The sequence below is a fragment of the Phyllobacterium myrsinacearum genome (assembly GCF_002980555.1).
Taxonomy (GTDB): domain Bacteria; phylum Pseudomonadota; class Alphaproteobacteria; order Rhizobiales; family Rhizobiaceae; genus Phyllobacterium; species Phyllobacterium myrsinacearum.
This window is the reverse complement of sequence record NZ_PVBT01000002.1, coordinates 414,916-438,969: the sequence shown is the minus strand read 5'-3', so window position 1 is coordinate 438,969 and position 24,054 is coordinate 414,916. Positions and strand designations below refer to the sequence as shown.

At 60.0% G+C, this 24,054-nt stretch carries 22 protein-coding genes; 11 read left to right on the top strand and 11 right to left on the bottom strand.

What is annotated here, in order from left to right:
* Positions 1-32: 32 nt before the first annotated feature.
* From C5750_RS08950 to C5750_RS08935, 3 genes are all read left to right on the top strand, one after another.
* Entirely contained in the window at positions 33-1,358 is a 1,326-nt protein-coding gene (locus C5750_RS08950) for a GGDEF domain-containing protein (RefSeq protein ID WP_158531314.1), read from the top strand.
* Positions 1,359-1,689: 331 nt separating this feature from the next.
* Positions 1,690-2,346, top strand: coding sequence for an NADH-quinone oxidoreductase subunit E (locus tag C5750_RS26975; protein ID WP_105733512.1), 657 nt, complete (start codon positions 1,690-1,692; stop codon positions 2,344-2,346).
* Positions 2,347-2,450: 104 nt separating this feature from the next.
* A complete protein-coding gene (locus C5750_RS08935; RefSeq protein WP_105733511.1) occupies positions 2,451-2,708 on the top strand; it encodes a DUF982 domain-containing protein in 258 nt (85 codons plus the stop codon).
* Between the two features lie 112 nt (positions 2,709-2,820).
* On the opposite strand, the gene C5750_RS08930 is transcribed toward C5750_RS08935, so the two are convergent.
* On the bottom strand, positions 2,821-3,714 hold the full coding sequence (locus tag C5750_RS08930) for a LysR family transcriptional regulator (protein ID WP_105733510.1): 894 nt from the start codon (positions 3,712-3,714) through the stop codon (positions 2,821-2,823).
* A gap of 103 nt (positions 3,715-3,817) precedes the next feature.
* Here C5750_RS08930 and C5750_RS08925 point away from each other — a divergent pair, with 103 nt between their 5' ends.
* The 3 genes from C5750_RS08925 (at position 3,818) to C5750_RS08915 (ending at position 7,150) form a co-directional block, all read left to right on the top strand.
* Entirely contained in the window at positions 3,818-5,053 is a 1,236-nt protein-coding gene (locus C5750_RS08925) for an MFS transporter (protein ID WP_105733509.1), read from the top strand.
* Positions 5,054-5,169: 116 nt separating this feature from the next.
* The gene (locus C5750_RS08920; RefSeq protein ID WP_105733508.1) at positions 5,170-6,240 is read left to right on the top strand and encodes a DmpA family aminopeptidase; all 1,071 of its coding nucleotides are present in this window, start codon (positions 5,170-5,172) and stop codon (positions 6,238-6,240) included.
* Positions 6,241-6,280: 40 nt separating this feature from the next.
* The gene (locus C5750_RS08915) at positions 6,281-7,150 is read left to right on the top strand and encodes a D-amino-acid transaminase (RefSeq protein WP_105733507.1); all 870 of its coding nucleotides are present in this window, start codon (positions 6,281-6,283) and stop codon (positions 7,148-7,150) included.
* Positions 7,151-7,204: 54 nt separating this feature from the next.
* Here C5750_RS08915 and C5750_RS08910 read toward each other — a convergent pair whose 3' ends face one another.
* The 7 genes from C5750_RS08910 to C5750_RS08880 all read right to left on the bottom strand — a co-directional run bounded on the left by C5750_RS08910 (position 7,205) and on the right by C5750_RS08880 (position 14,815).
* Positions 7,205-8,113, bottom strand: coding sequence for a LysR family transcriptional regulator (locus C5750_RS08910; RefSeq protein ID WP_105733506.1), 909 nt, complete (start codon positions 8,111-8,113; stop codon positions 7,205-7,207).
* A gap of 92 nt (positions 8,114-8,205) precedes the next feature.
* Positions 8,206-9,720 carry a serine hydrolase domain-containing protein gene (locus tag C5750_RS08905; protein WP_105733505.1) on the bottom strand — a complete coding sequence of 505 codons (1,515 nt, stop codon included), beginning with the start codon at positions 9,718-9,720 and terminating at the stop codon, positions 8,206-8,208.
* 11 nt (positions 9,721-9,731) lie between these two features.
* The gene (locus tag C5750_RS08900; RefSeq protein ID WP_105733504.1) at positions 9,732-10,472 is read right to left on the bottom strand and encodes an ABC transporter ATP-binding protein; all 741 of its coding nucleotides are present in this window, start codon (positions 10,470-10,472) and stop codon (positions 9,732-9,734) included.
* Positions 10,469-11,299 (bottom strand): ABC transporter ATP-binding protein, encoded by an 831-nt coding sequence (locus C5750_RS08895; protein ID WP_105733503.1) that lies wholly within the window; start codon positions 11,297-11,299, stop codon positions 10,469-10,471. The genes C5750_RS08900 and C5750_RS08895 overlap by 4 nt, the downstream gene beginning before the upstream one ends.
* Positions 11,300-11,307: 8 nt before the next feature.
* Positions 11,308-12,210, bottom strand: coding sequence for an ABC transporter permease (locus C5750_RS08890; RefSeq protein WP_105733502.1), 903 nt, complete (start codon positions 12,208-12,210; stop codon positions 11,308-11,310).
* A complete protein-coding gene (locus tag C5750_RS08885) occupies positions 12,207-13,220 on the bottom strand; it encodes an ABC transporter permease (protein WP_105733501.1) in 1,014 nt (337 codons plus the stop codon). The genes C5750_RS08890 and C5750_RS08885 overlap by 4 nt, the downstream gene beginning before the upstream one ends.
* Positions 13,217-14,815: an ABC transporter substrate-binding protein gene (locus C5750_RS08880; RefSeq protein ID WP_105733872.1), complete on the bottom strand. Its 1,599-nt coding sequence runs from the start codon at positions 14,813-14,815 to the stop codon at positions 13,217-13,219. The genes C5750_RS08885 and C5750_RS08880 overlap by 4 nt, the downstream gene beginning before the upstream one ends.
* A gap of 320 nt (positions 14,816-15,135) precedes the next feature.
* Between C5750_RS08880 and C5750_RS08875 the strand changes: the two genes are divergently transcribed.
* Complete coding sequence (locus C5750_RS08875) at positions 15,136-16,176, top strand: dipeptidase (protein ID WP_105733500.1); 1,041 nt, start codon at positions 15,136-15,138, stop codon at positions 16,174-16,176.
* Between the two features lie 31 nt (positions 16,177-16,207).
* Here C5750_RS08875 and C5750_RS08870 read toward each other — a convergent pair whose 3' ends face one another.
* Both C5750_RS08870 and C5750_RS08865 read right to left on the bottom strand, forming a co-directional pair.
* A complete protein-coding gene (locus C5750_RS08870) occupies positions 16,208-16,597 on the bottom strand; it encodes a nuclear transport factor 2 family protein (RefSeq protein WP_105733499.1) in 390 nt (129 codons plus the stop codon).
* A gap of 166 nt (positions 16,598-16,763) precedes the next feature.
* Entirely contained in the window at positions 16,764-18,149 is a 1,386-nt protein-coding gene (locus C5750_RS08865; protein WP_105733498.1) for an FAD-containing oxidoreductase, read from the bottom strand.
* Between the two features lie 120 nt (positions 18,150-18,269).
* Between C5750_RS08865 and C5750_RS08860 the strand changes: the two genes are divergently transcribed.
* The 4 genes from C5750_RS08860 to C5750_RS08845 all read left to right on the top strand — a co-directional run bounded on the left by C5750_RS08860 (position 18,270) and on the right by C5750_RS08845 (position 23,129).
* Positions 18,270-19,430: an FUSC family protein gene (locus C5750_RS08860; RefSeq protein ID WP_105733497.1), complete on the top strand. Its 1,161-nt coding sequence runs from the start codon at positions 18,270-18,272 to the stop codon at positions 19,428-19,430.
* A gap of 226 nt (positions 19,431-19,656) precedes the next feature.
* Positions 19,657-20,556: a substrate-binding domain-containing protein gene (locus C5750_RS08855; RefSeq protein WP_105733871.1), complete on the top strand. Its 900-nt coding sequence runs from the start codon at positions 19,657-19,659 to the stop codon at positions 20,554-20,556.
* A 93-nt stretch (positions 20,557-20,649) separates the two neighbouring features.
* Positions 20,650-22,164, top strand: a complete 1,515-nt coding sequence (locus C5750_RS08850) for a sugar ABC transporter ATP-binding protein (protein ID WP_105733496.1) — start codon at positions 20,650-20,652, stop codon at positions 22,162-22,164.
* The gene (locus C5750_RS08845; protein WP_105733495.1) at positions 22,161-23,129 is read left to right on the top strand and encodes an ABC transporter permease; all 969 of its coding nucleotides are present in this window, start codon (positions 22,161-22,163) and stop codon (positions 23,127-23,129) included. Before C5750_RS08850 ends, C5750_RS08845 begins: the two co-directional genes overlap by 4 nt.
* Here C5750_RS08845 and C5750_RS08840 read toward each other — a convergent pair.
* Positions 23,126-23,905 (bottom strand): helix-turn-helix domain-containing protein, encoded by a 780-nt coding sequence (locus C5750_RS08840; RefSeq protein WP_105733494.1) that lies wholly within the window; start codon positions 23,903-23,905, stop codon positions 23,126-23,128. The genes C5750_RS08845 and C5750_RS08840 overlap by 4 nt on opposite strands.
* Positions 23,906-24,054: the final 149 nt, after the last annotated feature.

Below are 24,054 nucleotides of genomic sequence, written 5' to 3'. Positions count from 1 at the left end.
TGCGTCATCCTTTTCAGGGAATGCAAATTTCGATGCGGGCTGCGGGTCAGCTCCTGATTGCGCTTGTCCTCGTCTATGCCGTGGCCGCGGCCGGCTATTCATTCTTCCTGCTGCAAAGGATCGAAAGCAACGCCGATTACGCGCAGGAAAACCAGCTGCCGCTCGTCCTGGCCCAGAACCGCAATGCCCTGAAGATCGAACGGCTGGCATCCCTTGTCCGGTCAGCCTATCTCGCCAGGGACCGCGAGCTTGAACGGCAGGTGCAACTGCAGACCCATGTCCTCGCCAGAAGCTTCACCCTGGATAACAATGCGCAACTGGCCGACAAGGTGCTGGAGGTGGCCGAACAGGTAAAGCGCATCATAGCCAAGCGGGAACAGATCAGACGAAGCGAGACATTGGCCCAAACGAAGACAGAAGGGATTTCCGCCGCACAGCTGGATAAGCAGGCGCTCGAGGCCTATCAGTCGGCCATGCATCTGACCGACAGCCTGACGCAGGACCTGACGACCGACGCCGCGGCGCTCGCCTATGCGATGTCGGGCGATATTCAGAAAACCGCCAGAATGATCCAGCTGGCGTGGATCGTCATCCTGATACTCCCCGTGGCAATTGCCATCGGCGCACTGTTCGTTGTGGCCCGCCACATCATTGCCCCCATTCATACCGCCATCAACTATCTTGGTTCCATTGACAGGCAGGAAGCGGGCGACGTCAAATTCCGCCATCCCCTGTTCCGGGAGCTTTCGACCATTTTCGATGCCATCCAGGCCTATGGCCGGGTGTCACGCGATCTGTTGAAAACCAACACCATTCTGCACACGCTGTCCGAAGAGGATGGCCTGACCCGGCTCGCCAACCGGCGCAGTTTTGAGCGCAAGCTGGCGGAGGCGTTCAATACATCCGTCGAGCGGGGGGACGATCTGGCCATCGTCATGGCCGACCTCGATCACTTCAAGTCCATCAACGATCGCTACGGCCATCAGGCGGGCGATGCGTGCCTCAAAGCCGCCGCCGGCGTCCTCAGCAGCGTCTGTTCGGACCGGACATGTCATATCGCGCGGTATGGCGGAGAAGAATTTGCCCTTGTTCTGCCCGCCTGCAGCCTGGAGGAAGCGTTCTTCGTGGCAGAAGGCATCCGGACGTCGATCAGCGGCCTGCGCATCGATACCCCGCAGAATGAGATCATAAGAATGACCGCCAGCCTTGGCGTCGCGTCGATGCGGAGCGGTGTTTTCAACAGTTCGGACCAGATTCTGGAAAATGCCGACAAGGCGCTGTACCGGGCAAAACACAGCGGCCGAAACAATGTCAAGGCAACTGCCGGACATGACATTGCCGTGCCCATCGTCGCTTGAGCGGGTAACCGGACGGCCAGCAAGCACTGTTCTGGCGATTTATGGACCAATCGGGCAGAATCCAGACAAATTGCGTCACTAGAAAGAGGGCGCGGAAACGTATAGGTTGTCACTGCAACTTAAGGTTTTATTCATCGGAGAACAATGCGATGAGTCGGCCGTCAAAGTGATAAAGTCCAGCACCACTTGCCTGGCGAATACCGTCCTATCACCCGAGCAGCTGACTGCTGTCGGCCTCGGTTCTCCCTATCCGACTGCATCGAATGATACTGATATAGGCAAGGCGCTTGATCGCCCGATCGAATTCTCTGTTACATAGGAGAGAACGGCAATGACCTATCTAATTTCGACGTACTGGCCCTGGATGCTGATTGCGCTTGTTCTGGGCGTTGCGGTTGGCTTCATGACCTTCCGGCGCTCGGCTTCCTGGCCAGGCTGGTTGAAGCTGCTTTGTCTGCTCTTCATCATTGGCCTCGTGGTCGCGGTGCTGAAATGGCTGCCGGGCCCTGCCGGGCAGTATCTGGAAGCGGCTCTGCTGCTTGCCGGCAGTTACATCGTCGGTTATTTCGCCGGCAGCTGGCTGGCAAGCCTGCGCGCCGCCGAACCGGCCATCCAACAGCAGCAAGCCGTTGCTGCCCCGGCGGTTGCACCAACCGCCACCGTTCCCGCCGCAACAATTGTCGCCAGCGATGGTCATCCCGGACAGCGCCCGCCGTCAATCGACAGGGTTGCAACCCCCGACAATCTGAAACGGATAGCGGGCGTCGGCCACACCAACGAGATCAAACTCAACGAACTCGGCATCTGGACATTCAGTCAGATCGCCGCGTGGACCCATCAGAATGCGGAGTGGGTCGGGAGCTATCTTGCCTTTCCCGGACGCATCGAACGGGAAGACTGGATCGGTCAGGCGGCACGGCTTGCCCAGGGCCTGGAGACGGAATTCTCGCGCCGCGTCGATCACGGCGATGTCCCCACATCGCTCTGACACACGCGCGGCGTAAAGCCGGTTGTGGCGGCCATGACTCATTGCTGCCCCAAAATCCTGAGATCATTGATGCGTTGGAATCATGCGATGGAAAAGAGGAAAAGATGAGTGAAAAACGTTTTTCTGTCCCCGTTGCAGTACGATTGGGAATTGCGGGACAGAGGATGATCTACAGCACATGGGAGGCCGTAGAATGTCTCAAAATCCACTGGCCGCGCAATCACGGCCCCAAATACCGGAAGGCACTCCAATCCTGTATGGACGCCCTTGACGGGTGGAAACCCGCCCACAAGGCCCGGCGTGCCTTTGTTGATGCCGCACGCGAGGCCGGCATTTTCCTCGAGGTCAAACCTCAGCATTAAACCGGCTCGCCCCGGCCAGTATGACCGTGAGCTGCCCACGCTGCGGTGACAGAGATCGAGTGAGGTATCAGCTGCAAGTTATTCTTACAGCTGCATATTTTCCTTCGAACCGCTAAACTGGATTAAGTGCTTCAGATAGTGCTTGACCAAATCGTGCGATCGGGTCCGCCAGCCGTCCAGCGGGCGGGCGATGCAGCAGCCAGACTTCCACCTTGGGGTGGAAGTCGATGGTCTCGATGACCGCAACGGCATCGCGCCACTGGCTTTCAATCAGCGCCGACGGCGTGATGATGCCAATGCCCATTCCGCGTGCCACCAGTGACAGGCGCAAATCGGAACTGATGGTTTCCACCGCTATATCGAATGGCAGGCGGGCAGCATCAAACGTTTCCCGCATGAAGGTGCGATAACCGCAGCCGCTTTCATTCATGACCCAGGGATGGCGGGATAGATCGAGCAATGTCGCCGGAGACCGGATACCCAGGCTGGGTGCCGCCACGAGAAGCACATTCTGCAAACCGAAACTCTGGCTGACAAGATCGTCCGGCGGCTTGATGCCTTCAGCCAGACAGATGGCGGCAGCGTCGATCTCATTGCGCTGCACCTGTTCGATCAGACGCGGCGACCAGCCCGAACCGACCTTCAGTGACAGCCGCGGAAACTCCGCGCGAAGCCGGTCAATCGGCAGGCTGAGCGCCGCATTGGACAGATAGGGCATGACGCCAAGGCGAAACTCCCCCGACAACTCGCCTTCTGGTGAAACCTCGGCTTTCATGTTCTCGATGGAATGCAGGACCCGCCGGCCGTGTTCATAGGCGGATCGCCCCGCCGTTGTGGGCTTAAGCGGCTTGGAGTGCCGGTCAAGCAGTGTCTTGCCGACGGCACTTTCCAGGTTCTGCACCCGCCGTGTGACGGCAGGCTGCGTCAGGTTCAGCCGTGTCGAGGCGGCAACGATGGACCCCGTTTCAACCACCGCAACAAAGGCCTGAATATCTGGGATGTTCATACGAATCTCGCATAATCATTATACTTTGTATTCAATTGTATCATAACGAGAACGGTCCATAAAGTCTGGTCGAACACTATCGACACCCATTCATGGAGCTGGAATGTCCCACTCGATCCAAGCTGCGCACTGCGCGCCAGACAGCGCAGAATCGTCCCTGCCTGCCTCCCTCACCATCCTCTTCGGCTCCGCGGTCGGTGTCATCGTCACCAACCTGTTTGCGTCGCAAACACTGGTCGGCATCATCGGGTCCGAATTGCATTTGACGCCGTCGATGAATGGTTTCATTTCAACGGCAACGCTTATCGGCTATTCAGCCGGGCTCTTCCTGCTCGTCCCCCTCGCCGATATGCTGGAAAATCGCCGGCTGGTTCTGCGGATGCTCGCCATTGCCGTTGCGGCCGCCGTCTGCACTGCGCTTGCGCCCGGCGCGGTTTCCCTGATTATCGCGCTGCTTGTGCTCGGCGCAGCCTGTTCGGCGATCCAGATACTGGTTCCGGTCGCTGCGGCCATGGTATCGCCGGAACACAGGGGGAAGGCGATCGGCGACGTCATGAGCGGATTGATGATCGGCATCCTGCTGTCGAGACCGATAGCAAGCGCCCTCGCCGATGTGCTTGGCTGGCGTACCTTCTACTGGTCGAGCGCCTTGGCCATGTTCATCCTGGGGAGCGTGCTCGCCTATCGCCTTCCCACGCGCAAACCGCAATCGCAACAGACCTATCCGCAATTGATCGGATCGCTCTGGAGTCTCTTTCGCGAGGAGCCCGTCTTGCGCCGCCGCGCACTGTCCGCCAGTCTTGCGATGGCGGTATTCAGCCTGTTCTGGACGGCAATTGCGCTGCGGCTGGCATTGCCTCCCTTTGCTCTTGGGCAAGCCGGCATCGCACTCTTTGCTCTCGCCGGTGCCGGAGGTGCCGTGGTGACCCCGATCTTTGGCCGGATGGGCGACCGCGGCTGGACGATGATGGTGACGCTCGCCTGCCACATCCTCATCGTTCTGGCATTCGGTCTGGCTGCCATAGCTGGCTGTTCCGATGCGGCGTCTCCCTTCACCTTGCTCACGCTGCTCGGCCTCAGCGCCGTCCTATTGGATGTGGGGGTGACCGGCGACCAGACGCTTGGGCGGCGGGAAATCAACCTGCTGCGGCCCGAGGCAGGCAGCCGGTTGAACGGTCTTTTCGTCGGCCAGTTCTTCATCGGCGGCGCGATGGGATCGGCACTTGCCGGCATCGCGTGGATTTCGGGCGGCTGGGGTCTTATCTGTGCGATCGGTGCTGTCCTCGGCATCTGTGCCTTGATCCTGGACATCAGCCACGTCCGAACCGGAAGACCATAGGCCAGAATACCGGCCCGTACTGTGCCTATTGCGCATTCGACATAGAACTATTCCACATTTGCGATGCCATCCCATGCGGAAGAACGCTATGAAACCTGCACAAGGGAGCGCATGGCATGACACAGGCCAACGGCAATACACAACGAGCGAGAGCGCGCGATATCGGCATCGCCCCCGGCCACTATCCGCCCGGTCCGCTCAATGCAATCACCGACGTGGCCGGCGTGCGTGTGGGGCATGCAACGATTGTCGAAGGCGCAACCATCCGCACCGGTGCCACCGCGGTCCTGCCGCATGGCGGCAACCTGTTCCAGGACAAGGTACCGGCGGCGATAGCCGTGCTCAACGGGTACGGAAAATTTGCCGGTTCGACCCAGATCGAAGAACTGGGCGAGATGGAAACACCGGTTCTTCTGACAAACACATTGGCAACTGGCAGGGCCATCGAAGCCATCAACCGCTGGACCCTGTCACAGCCGGACAATGGCCAGCTGGTCTCCATCAACGCCGTGGTCGGCGAAACCAATGATTCCCGTCTCAATGACATCCGCAGCGCGCGCCCCAGCATCGAGGAGATGGGCGAGGCACTTGCAGCGGCGACCGGCGGCCCCGTGGCGGAAGGCAGCGTCGGCGCAGGCACGGGAACGGTGGCTTTCGGCCTGAAGGGCGGCATCGGCACAAGTTCCAGATGCGTCAGGACAGACGGCAAGGATTATACCGTCGGCGTTCTCGTCCAGTCCAATTACGGCGGACATCTGCGCATTGACGGCACGCCCTATGCCAGCTCGGCAAGTGAAGACCGGGACGGCTCCATCGTCATTGTCGTGGCTACCGACGCGCCTCTGTCGGACCGCAATCTGAAGCGCCTGGCCACGCGTGCTTTTGGCGGCCTCGCCCGAACCGGTGCAGCGCTGAGCAATGGTTCCGGCGACTATGCCCTGGCCTTTTCCACCGCGGCGGAGGTTCGCCGCACGAAAAACCAGCGCAAGAAGGTCACGGCAATACCGGATCTGCCAAATGAACTTGTGTCGCCGCTGTTCGAGGCAGCCATCGAAGCAACGGAAGAAAGCATCCTCAATTCGCTGTGCATGGCGCAATCCACTGAAGGTTTCAACGCCGGCACATCAAGCCCCAACCGGGTCGAAGCCATCTCGCTCGAAACACTGAAGCGCCTCGCCCGGCGGTAAATTCTCCGGCCCATCCCCCTTTTCACACCAAGGAGTTCCCATGAAACATTCGGCCGACAGCCGCATCGCTTACGTCAACGGCGCGTTCGTTCCCGCTGCGGAAGCACGCATTTCCATTTTCGACCGCGGCTTTCTTTTCGGCGATGGGATCTATGAAGTCACCGCCGTTCTTGACGGCAAGCTGATCGATAGCAGGCCCCACACCACGCGGCTGCAAAGGTCGACGAACGAGATCGGCATCCGGATGCCGATCACGCCCGATGAGATCGAGCAGATACAGAAAACGCTGATCGAGCGGAATGCGCTGGTTGAGGGATTGATCTATCTGCAGATGACGCGCGGCGCCGAGGAACGCGACTTCCTGTTTTCAGACGATCTCGAACCGACCCTCATCATGTTCACCCAAGTCAAGAAGCTGATCGATTTGCCGGCGGTGAACACGGGGCTCGCCATCAAATCCGTCGACGACATGCGCTGGGCGCGCCGGGATATCAAGAGCACCTGCCTGTTGCCGCAAGTCCTGGCCAAGCGCATTGCCAAGGAAGCGGGCTGCCAGGAAGCCTGGATGATCGAAGACGGACTGGTCACCGAAGGAGCATCCTCGACGGCCTATATCGTGACACCGGAAGGCTCGATCGTCACCCGCGGCAACAGCAGCAAGACGCTACCCGGATGCACCCGCCTCGCTCTCCTGCAACTGGCGCAGGAGACCGGCATGCGTATCGATGAGCGGCCGTTCAGTCTCGCCGAGGCGCTCAGCGCCACGGAAGCCGGCATGAGCAGCGCATCCAATTTCGCGCTGGCGGTCACGACGATCGACGGCCAGCCCGTCGGCAATGGCACGCCCGGTCCCGTCATGCAGCGCCTGCGCGAACTCTATATCGAGCACGCGCGCAAGACCGCAGTCTGACCAACGGCGCCGCGGGTCTGCCTATCCCGACAGGACGCGGCAGACCCGACCGCCTCAATGCGGCGAGGTCATTTCAGCAATGGCCTGCCACACGCGGCGCACGACGGGCCGCCGGTTTTGCCGGGAACGGTAAAGCCGGATATCAACGTTGATATCCCAGCTTGGATCGGCTGCACGGACCAGTGCGCCCTGCGCGAGATCGGCACGCGTCAGGCTCTCCGGTGCCCAGGCGACACCCCAGCCGGCAAGCGCCATGCCTGTCAGTCCGACGGCCATGCTGCCCTCATGCACAAGCGTGTAATCCGGCTGCCGTCTGGCAAAGAGGTCGGCCATCAGCTGGCCGAAGAACGACGCCTTTTCATAGCTGATATAGGCGACCGGTTTCCCCTCGCCGCCCAGCGCATGCAACGGTTCTCCATCGGCACCAGGCACCGACACCGGAATGATATTTTCCGAACCGAGCAGCTGATACTCGAACTCCAGGGGATCGAGCAGCAACGGCACCGACGCGTGGGCATAGGTCAACAGAAAATCGCATTCACCGTCCACCAGGGAATTGGCGTTCTGCTCCATGATGCCGGAGTCCGGGCGCAGCCGGGAAAACACCGGTCCCGTCTTGGTGTTCAGCGCCTTCAGCCATTCCGGGAAAAGGGTGAATGACAGGGTGTGCAGCGCCGTGAAGGTAATCGTGTGCGCATCGATGCCCTCATCCACCTTGAACTTGCGCCGGGCCTGATGAAGCGTCTTCAACGCCTCCTGCGCGACGGGCACAAACTTGTCTCCCGCTTCGGTCAGGCGGGACGGATAGGTCGCCCGGTCAATGAGGGTCGTTCCGAGCCAGGCTTCCAACTGCTTGATGCGCCGGCTGAAAGCGGACTGCGTGACATGTCTCTCATCGGCAGCTTTCGAAAAATTCAGCGTATTCGCCAGCGCGAGAAAGTCTTCGAGCCACTTGATTTCCAATGGGACGGTTCCTGCTTAAAAAACAAAAAGGCACCCGCGGTTGGCGGGCGCCTTCCCGTATTACGGAAAGCGATGCGGATTTCAAATCAAAATCAGCGGGCCAGCGTATATTCCATCATGCGGCTGCGGCTGAGGACCAGTTCGACTTTTCCGCCGGTAAGATCATGCAGGCAGATGCGCTTGCGCCAGGGCCCATCGGTAAGGGTGAAGAGGAAACGGCCATTGCCAAGAGGAACCAAAGGCATGGCATGGCGCGTCGGGCCGATCCCCATGCTCACCATGCCATCGTATATATCGAACCGCGCCCCATACTGAGCGGCGACCCAATGGCCGTTGAGATCTGCGGATGCCTGCTCCGGCTTTACCGGCAAAAACCGCCGCTCGACATAACCCGCCTCGCCTTCCAGAGCGCTGCCCGTCCAGCGCAGCCGCATCGGCGAGGAAGCGGATCGCGATGAGAACCAGCCATCGCCTTCATCGTAGAGCGTGTCCTCGGCGTCGAGATAAGTGGCAATGCCGCCGGCCATTTCAATCCAGTACGGGCCGGTTTCCGTGACGTAGAGACCATCGGGGATGGTGCAGTTCGTCTGCGGCAGCGGCAGTCCCGTGAGGGCGCCCATCGCGGTGAGGGCAATCTTGTAACCATTGGTATCGTCGCGATTGGAAACGACGACAAACCCGGTTCCCGCTTCCGCATCGAGAAGAAAATAGGATTTGTAACCGGGGTGCGATCCGCCATGGCCGACGAAACGGCGCCCTGCCAGTTCCGACCAGCGCAGACCAAGCCCGTAATCGGATGGGCGGCCATCGGCCATGCAGCGGGTAGCGGAAAGTGCCGCGAGCAGGCCCGCATGGCGATCGCCGCCCGCAAGCAAATGCTGCAGCCACACGGCAAGGCTGTTGCCGCTCCCCGTCAGGCTGCCGGAAGCGGAGATATGCAGACCAGCAGCGCTGAGCTGCCACATTTCACCATCCTTGAAGTAGCCCGGCACGAGACCGGAAACCGGATCGTTCCACACCTCCGGTGCCTTGAGGAAGACACCGAGCGGACCGGCAATCTCATTCTGGACAAAAGCGTCGAAGGTCTTTCCCTTGCGTTCAAGAGCCGCCTCGACCAGGCGATAGCCGCTATTGGAGTACGAAACGTCCGTCCCGGCATCGAAGTTCAGCCGTGTCAATGAGTTGAGAAAATCCAGGAGCGGCTGTTTTTGCGTTTCCGTATAAACGGACAGTCCGAGAAGCGTCAGGCATTCGCGCACGTCCGGCAATCCGCCGCTCATGTCGAGGGCACGGCCGACAGTCACGTCGGCAAGCGGCGGCTGCAGCTCCGGAAGGTGATCGCCGAGACGATCATCCAGCCCGACAAGATCAGCGTTTTGCAGCACCATGGCCGAAAACACATGCTTGGTCACCGAGGCGTAGCGCACCACGCTGTCCGGTGAAAACGCCGTGCCTGTCGCGAGGCTTTCCAATCCTCCGGCATAGGCGAAGCGGATGCCTTGCCTATCGAAACCGATGATGGCACCGCCCGGCTCGCTGGCAGGCCATTGACCGGCACAGGTTTCGGCACAGGCCGCAGCGGCCACCCAATTCAAACTGACAGACATCCGGTCCTCCACTATGCCGGTTCTTCGAGATCGATGCTCAACGTGCGAAGTGCCGACGTATGCGCGTGTTTCGTGCGTCCCGCCCGCAGATCGTCGGCGCTCAATTGCTCGACCATCTCGCCGTTCAGCATGACGCCAAGCTGCGGACACAGATGTGCAATAACCGCCAGATTGTGGCTGACGAGGACATAGGTCAAATTCCGCGCCTGCCTGAGATCGGCCAAAAGGTTGAGAATCTCCGCCTGCACCGACACGTCAAGCGCGCTGGTCGGCTCGTCCAAAAGCAGGACCTGCGGTTCGGCAATCAGCGCACGGGCAATGGCAACACGCTGGCGCTGGCCGCCGGAAAGCTGATGCGGATAGCGAAAGCGCACGGTCTGCGGCAAGGCAACGTCCGAAAGTGCCTGCTTGATGCGTTTTTCAACGTCCGGCAGTTTGTGCACCAGCAGGAGTTCACTGAGAATCCGGTCGATGGTCTGGCGCGGGTGAAGCGAACCGAAAGGATCCTGAAACACCATCTGCACCTGACGGAAAAAGGCCGGCGGACGCTTCAGCGGCGCATCCGTGCCGTCGAAGGCGATGCGCCCGCTCCAGTCTTCATTGAGGCCGGCCATCGCGCGCAAAACCGTGGATTTGCCCGATCCGCTTTCCCCAACGATGCCGAAGCTGCCGCCCTTGGCAACATCAAAGGAAACGCCGCGGACAACTTCATGCGTGCCGAATGAGATTCTGAGTTGATCGACCTTGATCATGGGTTGAGCCACGCTGCATCGCGAGTGAGAACGGGAAGTCTTTCCTTGGGGTGCATCAGCGACGGCATGCAGTTCAGCAGGCCCTTCGTGTAGGGATGCTGTGCCTTGGCAAGTTCGGATGCCTTGAGCTCTTCCACCACCCGGCCGGAATACATGACGGCAACCCTGTCGCAGAAATGCGAGACCAGCGGCAGGTCATGGCTGATCAGGATGAGGCCCATACCCCGGCGCGATACGAGATCATCGATGAGACGCAGGATTTCCGCCTGCACCGTCGCATCGAGTGCGCTGGTCGGTTCATCGGCGATCAGCAATTCCGGATCGGGTGCCAGCATCATGGCGATCATGACGCGCTGTCCCATGCCGCCCGAAATCTCGTTGGGGTAGGCACCCGCCACCTTGCGCGGATTGCGGATCATGACCTGATCCAACAATTCAATGGCGGCTTCCGCCGCCTGTTTCCGGCTGCCCTTCTTGTGGGTGCGCCATGATTCGGCAATCTGGCTGCCGATGGTTTTCACCGGGTTGAGCGAATATTTCGGGTCCTGCAGAATGAATCCGGCGCGCTTCCCGCGGATCTGGCGCATCCCGCGCTCCGACGCGCCGAGAATATCGATGCCATCGAATGAAAGCTTATCCGCTTCAATCTTGGCATTGCCCGGCAGAAGCTTCATCAGGGCGCGCGCCGTCAGGGACTTGCCCGATCCGCTTTCGCCGACGATGCCGAGTTTTTCGGTACCCAGCTGCATGGATACGCCGCGCACGGCCTCGAACCGGCTTGTCCGCGTTTCAAAGGCAATACGAAGGTTCTTGATATCGACCAGCATCCTGTTTCCTAATTCTGCTTCGGGTCGAGGACGTCGCGCAGGCCATCACCCAGGAAGTTGAAGGCGAGCGATACCATGAAGATCGCCATTCCCGGGATTGTCGCAACCCACCACTGTTCGAAGATGAAGCGTTTGGCCGTGGCAATCATCGCGCCCCATTCCGGGGACGGCGCCTGCGCGCCCATGCCGAGAAAACCGAGACTGGCCGCAGTGATGATGATCGAACTCATATCGAGCGTGGTGCGCACGATCAGGCTCGGCACGCACAGCGGCGCAATATGGCGCAGCATGATGCGCCAGCGCGAGGCGCCGGTCAGGCGGTACGCAGCGACATAATCGGTGTTGCGGATCGTCATGGTTTCGGCGCGGGCCAACCGGGCATAGGGCGGCCAGGCGGTCAGGGCGATGGCAAGGATTGCACTCTCCACGCCCGGCTTCAGCGCAGCGACAAAGGCGAGCGCAAGAATAAGACGCGGAAATGCCAGAAACACGTCGGTGATCCGCATGAGAACGGAATCGACCACGCCGCCCATATATCCGGCAACACAGCCGACGGCGAGGCCGATAGGCGCAACGACGGCAACCACCGATACCACCATTCCCAACGTGACGCGGCCGCCGAACAGGATGCGCGACAGAATATCCCGCCCCAGTTCGTCCGTTCCGAACCAATGGACTGCGGAGGGACGCGCCAGCCTGTTGCCGAGGTTCTGCAGGCTCGGATCATAAGGCGCGATCAAGGGCGCAAGCAGTGACAGCAGGGCGAACAGCAGGATGATGCCGAGGCCGATCATCGCCAGAGGATTGGACTTCAGGCTCAGCCAGATACGGTACCGGCGTCCCCAATTGGCTTGCGAGCGCGAGGCGGGGGTTTCATCCAGCGCCCAGTTACGAAAAGATGTCTGTATCATCGGACGCGTGGATCCAAGAGTTTGTATAAGATATCGGCGAGCAGGTTGAGGACGACATAGATCAGGCCGATCAGCAGCGTTGCACCCACAACCGGGTTCATGTCCGCATTCATCAGCGAGATGGTCAGATATTGCCCAAGGCCTGGCCAGCTGAACACGGTTTCCGTGACCACAGCCCCTTCCAGCAAGCCCGCATAGGTGAGCGCGAGAACCGTGACGAGCTGGACCGCGACGGTTGGAAAGGCATGTTTCCAGACAACAGCCGCGGCAGAAAGCCCCTTGGCGCGCGCGGTAATGACGAACTCGCCCTTGAGCGCATCCAGCATGAAGGCGCGGGTCATGCGCGTGATGTAGGCCATGCTGAAATAAGCGAGGATGCAGACGGGCTGGATCATGTGGATGAGTGCGTCATAAAGCGCATCCCAATCCCCGGCAATGATGGAGTCGATTGTCAGAATGCCGGTGACGTGCGGCACCATATCCTGAAAAATGATGTCCTGACGCCCCGGCCCCGGCGCAATGCCGAGCACCGCGTAAAACACCAGCAGCGAAATCATCGCCAGCACGAAAACCGGAACGGAATGGCCGGCGAGGCAGACGACGCGGATGGTCTGGTCGACATAGCTTCCCTGCCGGACAGCAGCCCATACGCCCAGCGGAATACCGATCACCGCGGCAAGAATGAGCGCCGCTGTTGCCAGTTCCAGCGTGGCTGGGAAATACCGCGCGATATCGGTCGCGACGGGATTGCGGGTCAGGATGGATTTGCCGAGATCACCCTGAACGATCTGTGCGAGATAGTGGAGAAACTGGATCACAACCGGCTGATCCAGTCCCATTTCGATCCGCGCCCGGGCGATGACGGCCTCGGGCGCATTGTCGCCAACGGCGGCGATCACGGGATCGACCGGCATGACGCGGCCGATCATGAACGTGATCACCGTCAGCCCGAGCAGTGTCAGGAAGACACTGCCGAGAAGGCTGGACAGATTTTTTATCCGCGCGTTCAAGCCTTTGCGATCCCTGCATAGGAGTGGGAGTCAGACAATGTGCCAAGACGCATGCCCGAAACGGCCTTGCGGCAGGCAGCGGTGGTTTTTGTCTGCAGCATCAGGGCAAAGGGGCTGTGCTCCATATGCGCCTTCTGCAAGGCTTCGTAGAGCTGGATGCGCTTCTGAGGATCCTTCTCGTCGCGGGCTTCCTCGGCCTTTTTGGTCATTTCCGCATCCTGCCAGGACGAGCGCCAGAGGAACGGCTTGGTCTTTGCATTATCCGAATTGTCGAGATTGATGTTGAACACATCCGCATTGGCATGCGGGTCAAAATAATCCGAACCCCAGGCGGACAGCGCCATCTGATGTTCACGGGCGCGCATTTTCGTCAGAACCTGGCGGTTCTCGGCCGCCTGCAGCTGAACGCGGATGCCGATTTCGGCAAGGTTCGCCTGAAGCGCCTGCGCGATATCCGGATAGGGCTGGGCCGAATAATGGTCCATGACGATATCGAAACCGCCGGCAAGGCCTGCCTCGGCCATGAGCGCCTTGGCCTTCTCGACATCCTTCTGGAAAGGCGTGTCGTTCACGGCACCGGGAAAGCCCTCGGGCAGGAAGCTCTGATGGATTTTATGGGTGAGCGGCACGATGTTCTGCTGGATGCCCTTGTAGTCGATCGCCCATTTGACCGCCTGCCAGACCTGCGGCTTGGCCAGATTCGGGTTCTTCTGGTTGAGCGAGATGAGAACCAGCGAAGCCACGCCCTTCTGCACAAGCGTGTAATTCTCGTCGCCCTGAAGCGTGCGCAGCTGCTCGGTCGTCAGGTTGCGCGCGATATCGGCGTCGCCCTTCTGCAGCATCAGCAGCTGGGAGGACGGATCAACCACATGGCGCAGGATGATGCGCTTGATATTGCCCTTGTAGGCACCCTCGGGGTTCACCTTGAGCGTGACGCTTTCGCTGGGCTTCCAGGCCATGAGCACCCATTCGCCGGAACCGGCACTGTTCTTTTGCAGCCAGCCATTGCCGAAATCGTCGCCCGCCACATTTTCCAGAACCACCTTCTTCTCGACGATGCTGCCGACATTGGCCGAGAGGCAATAGAGCAGGAAGGACAGGGAAACCGGCTTTTCAAGCGTGATCTTCAAAGTCTTGTCGTCAACAGCCTTGATCTGCTGCTCGACATTCTCGGCGGTAAAGCCGAACTGCGTAATGATGAACGCAGGTCCCTTGTTCATCTTGACGGCGCGCTGCAGGGAAAATGCTGCGTCTTCGGCTGTCACCGGCGCGCCGCTGGCAAACTTTGCACCCGCGCGCATCTTGAACGTGAACACCTTGCCGTCGGCATCGGCTTCCCATGATTCGGCCAGGCCGCCATCGACCTGATCGGCATTCTCAAGATTGGGATGCACCAGTTTGTGATAGATATTGCCGGCAATCTCGCTGCCGACCGCCTCAAAGCTTTCATGCGGATCGAGGCTTGTCATGTTGTCGATCTGCTGCGCGACAACAAGAATGTCCTTCGGCGTATCGGCAAATGCCTGGGTCAGATTGACATAGGATAGAAACGGTATCGCTGCGCCGCCAATCAACAGATTGCGTCTTGAGATCATGGTGCGTGCCCCTTTGCTCATGGTTCTTTTGTTCCCGGACGCCGCCCCGCCGCAGACATCGTCTGACTGGCTCGCCGCCCAAATTTCTTGCGTGTCATTTTTTTAAGCAGGCTCTATCATGCCGTTTGAACGGGCGGCCAATGCCGATTTTGGCAGTACCTATGCACACCGTGCATGCGGCAAGTGCATATGTACGATGCGTTGCGCGCATGAGGAACGACCGAAAACGCATTTGCCATTTGCGGGTATTCGCGCCAAAGCTGGTGACAGCTTCGGGACTCGCTCCCGCCACCGCAAAACGCACCAAGGTTTCCTGACCCATGACCAGCCATTCAATCGTCCCGGTTTTCGACGGGCACAACGATGTCCTGCTCCGCCTCTGGATGTCGACCGAACCGTCGCCGGAGAAGCGCTTCATCGAGGGGGAAAATGTGGGTCATATCGACCTGCCGCGCGCCAAAAAGGGCGGGCTGGCAGGAGGACTGTGCGCGATTTACGTTCCGACGCCATCGCCGCAGAAGAATGCCAATGGCGATTACAACACGCCGGATATGGAAAGCGCGCTCAATACCACCCTGGCCATGGCCGCGCTTCTGACACGGATCGAACGGCAGGCGGAGGACCGGCTGCGTATTTGCCGGACCGCAGATGATATACGCAACGCGATGAAAGACGGGGCATTTGCCTCCGTGCTCCATATCGAAGGCGCGGAAGCCATCGGGCCCGACCTCGATGCGCTCTACGTCCTGCATCAGGCGGGGTTGCGCACGCTCGGACCGGTGTGGAGCCGCACCAATATCTTTGCCCATGGCGTGCCCTTCCGCTTCCCCAGCTCCCCGGATATCGGGCCGGGCCTGACCGACCATGGCAAACAGCTGATCCGCACCTGCAATGAACTGCGGATCATGGTTGATCTGTCCCACATGAATGAAAAGGGCTTCTGGAATATTGCGGCCATATCAGACGCGCCGCTCGTGGCCTCGCATTCCAATGCGCATGCGCTGTGCACGCACAGCCGCAATCTGACGGACCGCCAGCTCGATGCGATCCGCGATACAGGCGGGCTGGTCGGCCTGAATTTCGGCGTCCTGTTCCTGCGCCAGGACGGTGTGAAAAATCCCGACACGGCATTGAGCGAGCTGGTGCGGCACGTCGATTACATCGTCAATCGCATCGGAATCGATCATGTTGCGCTTGGATCTGACTTCGATGGCACAACCATTCCAGCCGTTATGCGCGATGCCGGCGACCTGCAATTGCTGGTCGATGCCCTGCGCCAGGCGGGTTATGACGGTGACGCGCTCAACAAGATCTGCCACGGCAACTGGATAAGCGTTCTTGAGCGCACATGGACGAACTGACCGGGGTTTCACGGTCAGTTCACGCTTTTGCCTACATGGTGATTCTGGAGCAATGGGCCAGGGTAACGGCCCAATCATCCGCCGTGCGGCTCCAGACACGGGTAAAGGCCAGTTTTTCAGAAAATTTTTCGCCGTAATAAGTTCCGGTAAACCGGACCCGCAATGAAACCAGCACTGCGTTGCCAAGCGGCCGGATGATGCTGTCGAGGACGTCGATCTGTTCGAGCGCGAGGACACCGCTGCGATGCGCTTCAAGGTCCTGCGCCTTTTCGATCCGGCGCCCCTGATGATCGATGAAAATGAGGTCGTTGGCCAGCAGGGCATCCAGCGCTTCAACGTCGCTGTTCAGCATCGCAGTCCTCAAGCGCTCTTCGCACTGCTGAATGGCGGCTTCATCGGCTGTATTGAGTGCAGTGGTCATCACATCATCTCCTCCCCTTGTATTCCGTATCGGACGAAACCACTGGAGGGCGTGGATATCGACCGCAAACACGCATAAAGGCTATCCGTCATATCTGAACAAGGCAATAACCTCTAATTTTCTCCGGAACAAGTTGCGCCGTCGCTCCACTTTGACGCGGGGCCGGTCAAGTCGGCACGGGAGCCGCCAAATCCCCGAGCACCGTCGGGATCAGTTCGGAAACGGTGGGGTGGACAGGCACCGCCCATTTGAGTGCGGGGTAACCCACCCTGGCGCTCATCGCATCGATTATCCCGTGGATCGCCTCATCACCGCTGGTGCCGAGAATCGCCGCGCCCAGAATCTGCTGTGTCTGCGCATCGGCAACGATCTTCATGAAGCCCTGCGTTTCATCCTTCTCGACAGCCCGGCCGACCCGGCTCATCGGCCGCTTCGACACGAGTATCGGGCGGCCCGTTGCCCTGGCCTGGGCTTCGCTCATTCCGGCCCGGCCGAGCGGCGGATCGATATAGAGCGCATAGGCCGGAACGCGATCACTGATCTTGCGGCTCTCGCCATCCAGGAGGTTCGCCGCCACGATTTCATAATCATTATAGGCCGTGTGGGTGAATGCGCCCTGCCCGTTGCAGTCCCCAAGCGCCCAGACCCCTTCGGCAGTTGTCGCCAGGAAGTCATCGACCTTGATGTAGCCACGCTCGTCCGTCTCAATGCCTGCCTTGTCCAGACCGAGATCGTCGGTATTGGGGCGGCGGCCAATCGCCAGCAGCACATGCGAGCCGGCCACATTGCGCGCACCGGAATCGCAATCAAGATGAACTTCCGTGCCATCGGCATGCCGCTTGAACGCGATGCAATTGGCATCGAGACGGCAGGCAATGCCTTCATTCTCCAAAATGGTCCTTATCGCTTCGGATACATCGGCGTCTTCGCGTCCAACCAGCCGGGCCCCCTTCTCGACGACGGTAACCTGCGCGCCGAAGCGCCGGTACATCTGCGCAAATTCGAGGCCGATATAGCTGCCGCCAATGACCACCAGATGCCGGGGCAAGGTGTCGAGCTGCATCATGGTCGTGTTGGTGAGATAATCGACATCGCGAATACCCGGCATATCCGGAATATTGGCGCGCCCGCCCACATTGATGAAAATGCGCGGCGCTTGAAAGAGCACACCGTCGACAGCAATCGTATGCGCGCCGGCAAACCGGGCATGGCCTTCGGCAACCGTACAATTGCGCATGCCGCGCAGCCATGTCTCGACGCCCGTGCGGGCATTGAACGAGACAGTGTCGGCCCTCTGCCGCACCCGCTTCATGTCGACGCGAACGGGTTGTTCTATCACAACACCGTAGTCAGCCCCGCGCCGGGCAAGGTGCGCCGCGTAGGCGCTGGCAACCATCGTCTTCGTCGGCATGCAGCCGGTGTTGACGCAGGTGCCGCCAAACAGTTTGCGCTCGACGATCAGCACGCTCATGCCAGCCGCCGTCAAACGGCCGGCGAGCGATGGACCCGCTTGCCCCGCCCCAATGATGATCGCGTCGAATGAGTGGCCCATGGCAATGCTCCAGCGTTAAGGATGTGCAAGAGTAACAAGAGCGGCATTGGTTCGGAAGCCGCGTCTTGCGTGGGGAATCGAAACATCGACAGCTGGCCGCAAGACCGGTAGAAGCAAACAATGAACTATCTGCGGCAAGCCACAGCCAGCCTTACTGTTTTTGCAACCGCAAGCCTGCGGGAACTTCGGTCGTTGGCAAGGCCCGGACCGCGGATGGTCGATGAATTCGAGTGCGTCATATCCGTGCTCCTCGCCATCATCTTCGCACACATTCTTGGAGCGAAAAACGTCGGTTGGGCGGCATTCAGCGGTTATATGGTGATGCGCTCGCATGTATCGGAAAGCCTCACCCGCGGCATTCTGCGCATCATCGGCACATCGGCCGGTGCGGGTGCCGCTCTGGCCCTGGCCCCGCTTGTCATCGGCACGCCGTTCCTTCTCAGCCTGTCGCTCGTCATTATCGGCGGCGTCACCCTTTATTTCGCCCTCGTCGGAAAACGCAGCTATGCCTGGCTGTTCACCGGGCTGACATTCTGCATGGTGCTGATCGACGGCATGAAACATCCATCGGAATCGGTGCTGCCATTTGCCCAGTCGCGCCTTGTTGAAATCCTTGCGGGCACCCTCGCCTGCATTCTCGTCAGCGCGGTATCAACCTTTACCATAAGACGCCGGCTGCCGCGGCAATCCCGGGAAACACCGGCCCAGACTGCGATAAGGCACTCGGTGGTCTGGCACCGAGGCGCCGCAAAGCATGCGCTGCAGGCTGCAGTCGCTCTGGGGCTGATCCCATGGATATGGCTGTGGACGGGCATCACCTCCCTTAGCCAGTCGAGCATTACCATCATGGCCGTGATGATGATTCCGGTGAGCAGCCTGGCGGCAAGCGTGCTGAACCCAATCACATCGCGGCTGGTGCTGCGTTTTGTCGGCTGCAGCGTCGGCGGCCTCATCGCCACGATCATCCTGCTCGGCAGCCACCATTCGCCCGTGCTCATGACGCTTGGCGTGTGCATCGGTGTTCTCGTCGGGCGGCATATCGAAAACAGCAACTCCTCCATCAGCTATATCGGAACGCAGTTCGTCCTCGCCTTTCTTGTCGTTCTCGTGCCCGACACCTATACCAGCGCCGCGCTGGAACCCGGTATCGACCGGCTTGCGGGCATCCTGTTCGGCGTGGTCATCCTGGAGCCGGTGCTCCTTGCGTCCCATTATCTCTTGCGCGATCACACCCCGCGAAATGATGGGCCTGACATCAAGCAGCCATCATCAAACGAATAAATGCAGTGGCGAATGCGGACCATCTTTCTGCAATAAACTTTACGCGCGCAAATTTTTATATTGACACAGCAATATAAATTGAACATCCATGCGGCGGACAAAGGTGGGAGGAGCATCGGCCATCGCCAACGGACGAAGCACGGCAGAACAGCCATGCAGTATCCGGTTGTGTATCGCCAATGCCCATCTGCCGGCTTTCGAGAAAACAACTGTTCTGGAGGGAACAATGATCCGTACCCATCTTACCAAACTGCTTCTTGCTGGCGCCGCCGCACTGATGGCCACCGGCGCCTTTGCCGAAGGTATCGGCGCTTCGCTGCTCACCCAGCAGCATCCGTTCTATATCTCGCTCGCTTCGTCAATGACCGCGGAAGCCAAGGCGGAAAACCTGCCGCTTGAAATCGCGATTGCCAATCAGGACCTGAACAAGCAGCTCGCCGATGTGGAAGATTTCATCACCAAGGGCGTCAGCGTCATCATCATTTCGCCCGTGGACAGCACGGGCGTGAAATCCGCCATCGCCAAGGCACAGAAGGCTGGCATCAAGGTGATCACCGTCGACGTTCCAGCCAAGGGCGTTGAAGTTACCTCGCATGTCGGCACCGACAACTATACCGGCGGCGTCAAGGCCGGCGAACTGATGGCCAAGCAGATCGGCGACAAGGGCAACGTCGCCGTCATCGACTATCCGACAGTGCAGTCCGTGGTTGATCGCGTCGAAGGCTTCAAGAAGGCGATTGCTTCGCATCCCGATATCAAGATCGTCTCCATCCAGACCGGCATCACCCGGCCCGAGGCGCTTGCCGCCGCCCAGAACATCCTGCAGGCGAACCCCGATGTCGTCGGTATCTTCGGCTTCGGTGACGATGCGGCGCTTGCCGCTGCCTCGGCCGTCAAGTCGGCAAAGCTCCAGGACCAGGTCAAGGTCATCGGCTTCGACGGCATGGAAGAAGCCCGCAATGCGGTCAAGAACGATCCGGTCATGGTCGGCGTGATCGCGCAATATCCCGACCAGATGGGCAAGGTTGCGGTTGCGACCGCCGGCAAGGTCATCAAGGGCGAGACCGTTGAAGCCAAGCAGCCGATCGTCCCGGGCGTTGTGACCAAGGCTGGCGAAGAAAAGTAACCCCCCGCCAACGTCAACAATCAACAGTGCCGCCCGCGCAGGACCGCCTCGCGGGTGGCAGTTCAGGAAGACCTGCGGTAAGGATTGTCATTCATGGCCGTTTCATCCAACGCACCTGTGCTTGAAATCAAGGACATCGCCAAGACCTTCGGTCCCGTGACGGCGCTCAAGCGCATGAACCTTTCCGTGCGGCCCGGGCGTGTGCATACGCTGCTGGGCGAGAACGGTGCCGGCAAATCCACGCTCATGAAAATTCTCGTCGGACTGTTCCAGCCGACATCGGGATCGATCACGCTGCGCGGCGAGCCCTATGCGCCGAAAAACCCTATCGAAGCAAAGGTGCTGGGCCTCAGCATCGTGTTCCAGGAACTCAGCCTCTGCCGCAACCTGTCGGTCGCCGAAAACATTCTGGCGACGCATGAACCCAACCGGTTCGGCTTCATCAAGGAGCGCGATCTCAACGCACAGGCGGCGCGGATCGTTGAGGACCTCGGCCTGCCCGTCAATGTGCGCACCAAGGTTGGCGATCTGTCCATCGCCCAGCGCCAGCTGGTGGAAATTGCCAAGGGGCTCAGCCGTCCCGCCGACGTGGTCATCCTGGACGAGCCGACATCCTCACTGTCCGACAGCGAAGCGGAAATTCTCTTCACCATCATCGAACGCCTGAAGGCCAAGGGAACGGCCATCATCTATATCTCGCACCGCATGGAGGAAATCATGCGGATTTCCGATGATATCACGGTGATCCGCGACGGCTCCTTTGTCGCCACGACGGAGAAGCAGAACACGAGCATCGAAGGCCTGATTGCCCTGATGGTCGGGCGGGAGATGAAGGACATTTACCCGCCGCGTCTCGTGGAACGCCCCTCATCAGCCGTCTCTCCCGTGCTTGCGGTTGAAAACCTCTCTGAAGCGGGGAAATTTGAAAATGTCTCGCTGGACGTGCGGCCGGGGGAAGTCGTCGGTCTCTTCGGCCTGATCGGCTCCGGACGTTCCGATGTGATGAAGGCTTTGTTCGGTTTCGGGCAACCAGCCGGGACGATCCGCCTCAACGGCAATCCCGTGCATCTGCGCTCCCCGGCCGACGCGATACGGCACGGCATTGCGTTCGTGACGGAAAACCGCAAGGAAGAAGGGCTGGTGCTGCAGCACAGCGTCGAGCGCAACATCAACATGGTCGCGCTGGGCCAGCTGGCCGGACAGTTCGGCTTTACCCGCCCGGCCCGCGAACGGGCGGCAGCCAAGACGGAAGTCCTGCGCCTTGCCATCAAGACCGCGTCGATCGAAACGCCTGCCGGTTCGCTCAGCGGCGGCAACCAGCAAAAGATCGTCATTGCCAAATGGCTGCAGACGCAGCCCAAGATACTCATTCTTGACGAACCGACACGCGGCGTCGATGTCGGTGCGAAATTCGAGATCTACCGCATCATCCGCGAGCTTGCAGCCGCCGGGACCGCGATCCTGATGGTATCGTCGGAGTTGCCCGAAGTGCTTGGCCTCAGTGACCGGCTCGTCATCATGCACGACAAACGCGTGGCAAAAACGCTGGATGCGCAGGGCCTCAGCCCCGAAACCGTTATGACCTATGCAGCAGGAATACACCAATGACCAATTCGACCGAGACGAAGCAGGCGCTTCTGGCTTCCCCCCTCATCCGGCAATATGGTGGCATCGTCATCTCGCTGATCATCCTGTGCCTGGTCTTCTCTTCGATCAGCCCGCGGTTTCTCGCCTTCAACAATTTTATGAACATCATGCAGCAAGTGGCTGTGATTGCAGTGGCCGCCTATGGCATGACCTATGTGATCCTGCTCGGCGACATTGATCTTTCGGTCGGCTCGATCATCGCCGTGGCGGGCATGGTTGCCGCGCAGGCTTTCTCCATGGGTTTTGGCTTTGCGCCGACCGTGCTGATCACGCTGGCGGCGGGCGCCATCATGGGCGGGCTCAACGGCGTCCTGTCGGCAAAACTCATGCTGCCGTCCTTCATTGTCACGGTTGCGACCATGGGCATCTATCGCGGTGCTGTCAGCCTGCCGACCAACGGCGCCCCCGCCTCCATCGAGAATGAGACATGGCTGGCCATCGGCAGCGAAAGCTGGCTTGGCCTTCCCATCATCATCTGGATCGTCATCGCGCTTTTTGCCATCAACCACATCGTTCTCTCCCGCACGATCTTCGGCCGCCGCGCCTATCTGGCCGGCGGCAATCGCGAGGCGGCGATCTATTCGGGCATCCGCGTCGACCGGCTGAAGATCATCATCTTCATGATCTCAGGCGTCATGGCAGCCATCAGCGGCATCCTCCTGTCCTCGCGCCTTTCCTCGGCCCAGACCAATGCTGGCATGGGCTATGAACTCGATGCGATTGCCGCGGTCGTGCTTGGCGGCACCAGCCTTGCCGGCGGCGTCGGCACCATGGTCGGCACCATTCTCGGTGCGCTCATCATCGGCGTCATCAACAATGGCATGAACATGCTGGCCGTCCCCTATTTCTACCAGCTCATTTTCAAGGGCATCGTCATTCTCTTCGCCGTCTGGCTCGACGTGCGCAGCAAGTCGATGCGGACCTAACCGGAAACGGCAGGCCCGGGGAGGAACACGGCAAACGGCTCCTCCACCGTGCGTTTGAGATAGGCGAGATAAGACGCGTAGCTGTCGTGATCGGGCGTAATGCGCCCGAACTGCGCGCCCGGCATGGATGCCATCGGTATCAGCACTATGGGTGCCGCAACGGGTGTCAATTGCGCGCCGCGCCCGGCCTGCAATGTGGTCAGGATGCCGTACATTTCACCCGTAATGGACGGGCGGGACACGATGACAAGGCGATGCTGGCCCGACGTGTTCGTGGCGAGGTAGATGTGCCCGGAAAGATTCGGGATCGCTACCGTCCCCTGCTGGGTAAAGGCCGCATCGAGCCGTTCCTTTTCGATGAACCGCAGATTGGACGCGGCATCGTTCCAGCCGATCTCGGTGCAATAGGCAAAGATCGCCTTCGGATCGCCAAAGGACGGCCGCAACGTCAGGTACCTCCCCTCGATCCATCCCACAGCCGCACGGGAATAGGCGCCGAATTCCTCACTGGCATGTCCATTGTTTGCCGCAACCGGGCTATCATGCAGATCAGCGGCGCGCAGGCGCATGCCCAGTGCCTCTTCAAGCCGGATCGTGGTTGCCAGTGTGAACGGCCGGTGGCCGGAAAGCGCCTTTTCCAGGGTGGACAGGCTGATCTTCGCCTGGTCGGCCAGATACTGCCGCGAAACCCGGCGCCGCGCCATTTCCTCACGGATCTTCGTGGCGACGGCCTGGTTCTGCCGCTCCGATAACTGACTGTCGATGTCCCCGGCCATATCCCCGCTCCCGTCAAATCACGTACATTCCTTCACATATCCACACAAGGCCGTCGGGAGCAAGACCTCTCGTGACGGGGCCGTGCGGAACATTCCCGAAGCTTACGCTGGCGGCAAAAAGGCCCGTGTATGAAATGGGGAAAGCTTCC

Excerpts from the sequence above, each read along its gene's own strand:
- C5750_RS08950 (WP_158531314.1), top strand. The coding sequence starts at position 33 with ATGCGGGCTGCGGGTCAGCTCCTGATTGCGCTTGTCCTCGTCTATGCC.
- C5750_RS26975 (WP_105733512.1), top strand. The coding sequence starts at position 1,690 with ATGACCTATCTAATTTCGACGTACTGGCCCTGGATGCTGATTGCGCTT.
- C5750_RS08935 (WP_105733511.1), top strand. The coding sequence starts at position 2,451 with ATGAGTGAAAAACGTTTTTCTGTCCCCGTTGCAGTACGATTGGGAATT.
- C5750_RS08930 (WP_105733510.1), bottom strand. The coding sequence starts at position 3,714 with ATGAACATCCCAGATATTCAGGCCTTTGTTGCGGTGGTTGAAACGGGG.
- C5750_RS08925 (WP_105733509.1), top strand. The coding sequence starts at position 3,818 with ATGTCCCACTCGATCCAAGCTGCGCACTGCGCGCCAGACAGCGCAGAA.
- C5750_RS08920 (WP_105733508.1), top strand. The coding sequence starts at position 5,170 with ATGACACAGGCCAACGGCAATACACAACGAGCGAGAGCGCGCGATATC.
- C5750_RS08915 (WP_105733507.1), top strand. The coding sequence starts at position 6,281 with ATGAAACATTCGGCCGACAGCCGCATCGCTTACGTCAACGGCGCGTTC.
- C5750_RS08905 (WP_105733505.1), bottom strand. The coding sequence starts at position 9,720 with ATGTCTGTCAGTTTGAATTGGGTGGCCGCTGCGGCCTGTGCCGAAACC.
- C5750_RS08900 (WP_105733504.1), bottom strand. The coding sequence starts at position 10,472 with ATGATCAAGGTCGATCAACTCAGAATCTCATTCGGCACGCATGAAGTT.
- C5750_RS08895 (WP_105733503.1), bottom strand. The coding sequence starts at position 11,299 with ATGCTGGTCGATATCAAGAACCTTCGTATTGCCTTTGAAACGCGGACA.
- C5750_RS08890 (WP_105733502.1), bottom strand. The coding sequence starts at position 12,210 with ATGATACAGACATCTTTTCGTAACTGGGCGCTGGATGAAACCCCCGCC.
- C5750_RS08880 (WP_105733872.1), bottom strand. The coding sequence starts at position 14,815 with ATGATCTCAAGACGCAATCTGTTGATTGGCGGCGCAGCGATACCGTTT.
- C5750_RS08875 (WP_105733500.1), top strand. The coding sequence starts at position 15,136 with ATGACCAGCCATTCAATCGTCCCGGTTTTCGACGGGCACAACGATGTC.
- C5750_RS08870 (WP_105733499.1), bottom strand. The coding sequence starts at position 16,597 with ATGACCACTGCACTCAATACAGCCGATGAAGCCGCCATTCAGCAGTGC.
- C5750_RS08865 (WP_105733498.1), bottom strand. The coding sequence starts at position 18,149 with ATGGGCCACTCATTCGACGCGATCATCATTGGGGCGGGGCAAGCGGGT.
- C5750_RS08860 (WP_105733497.1), top strand. The coding sequence starts at position 18,270 with ATGAACTATCTGCGGCAAGCCACAGCCAGCCTTACTGTTTTTGCAACC.
- C5750_RS08855 (WP_105733871.1), top strand. The coding sequence starts at position 19,657 with ATGATCCGTACCCATCTTACCAAACTGCTTCTTGCTGGCGCCGCCGCA.
- C5750_RS08850 (WP_105733496.1), top strand. The coding sequence starts at position 20,650 with ATGGCCGTTTCATCCAACGCACCTGTGCTTGAAATCAAGGACATCGCC.
- C5750_RS08845 (WP_105733495.1), top strand. The coding sequence starts at position 22,161 with ATGACCAATTCGACCGAGACGAAGCAGGCGCTTCTGGCTTCCCCCCTC.
- C5750_RS08840 (WP_105733494.1), bottom strand. The coding sequence starts at position 23,905 with ATGGCCGGGGACATCGACAGTCAGTTATCGGAGCGGCAGAACCAGGCC.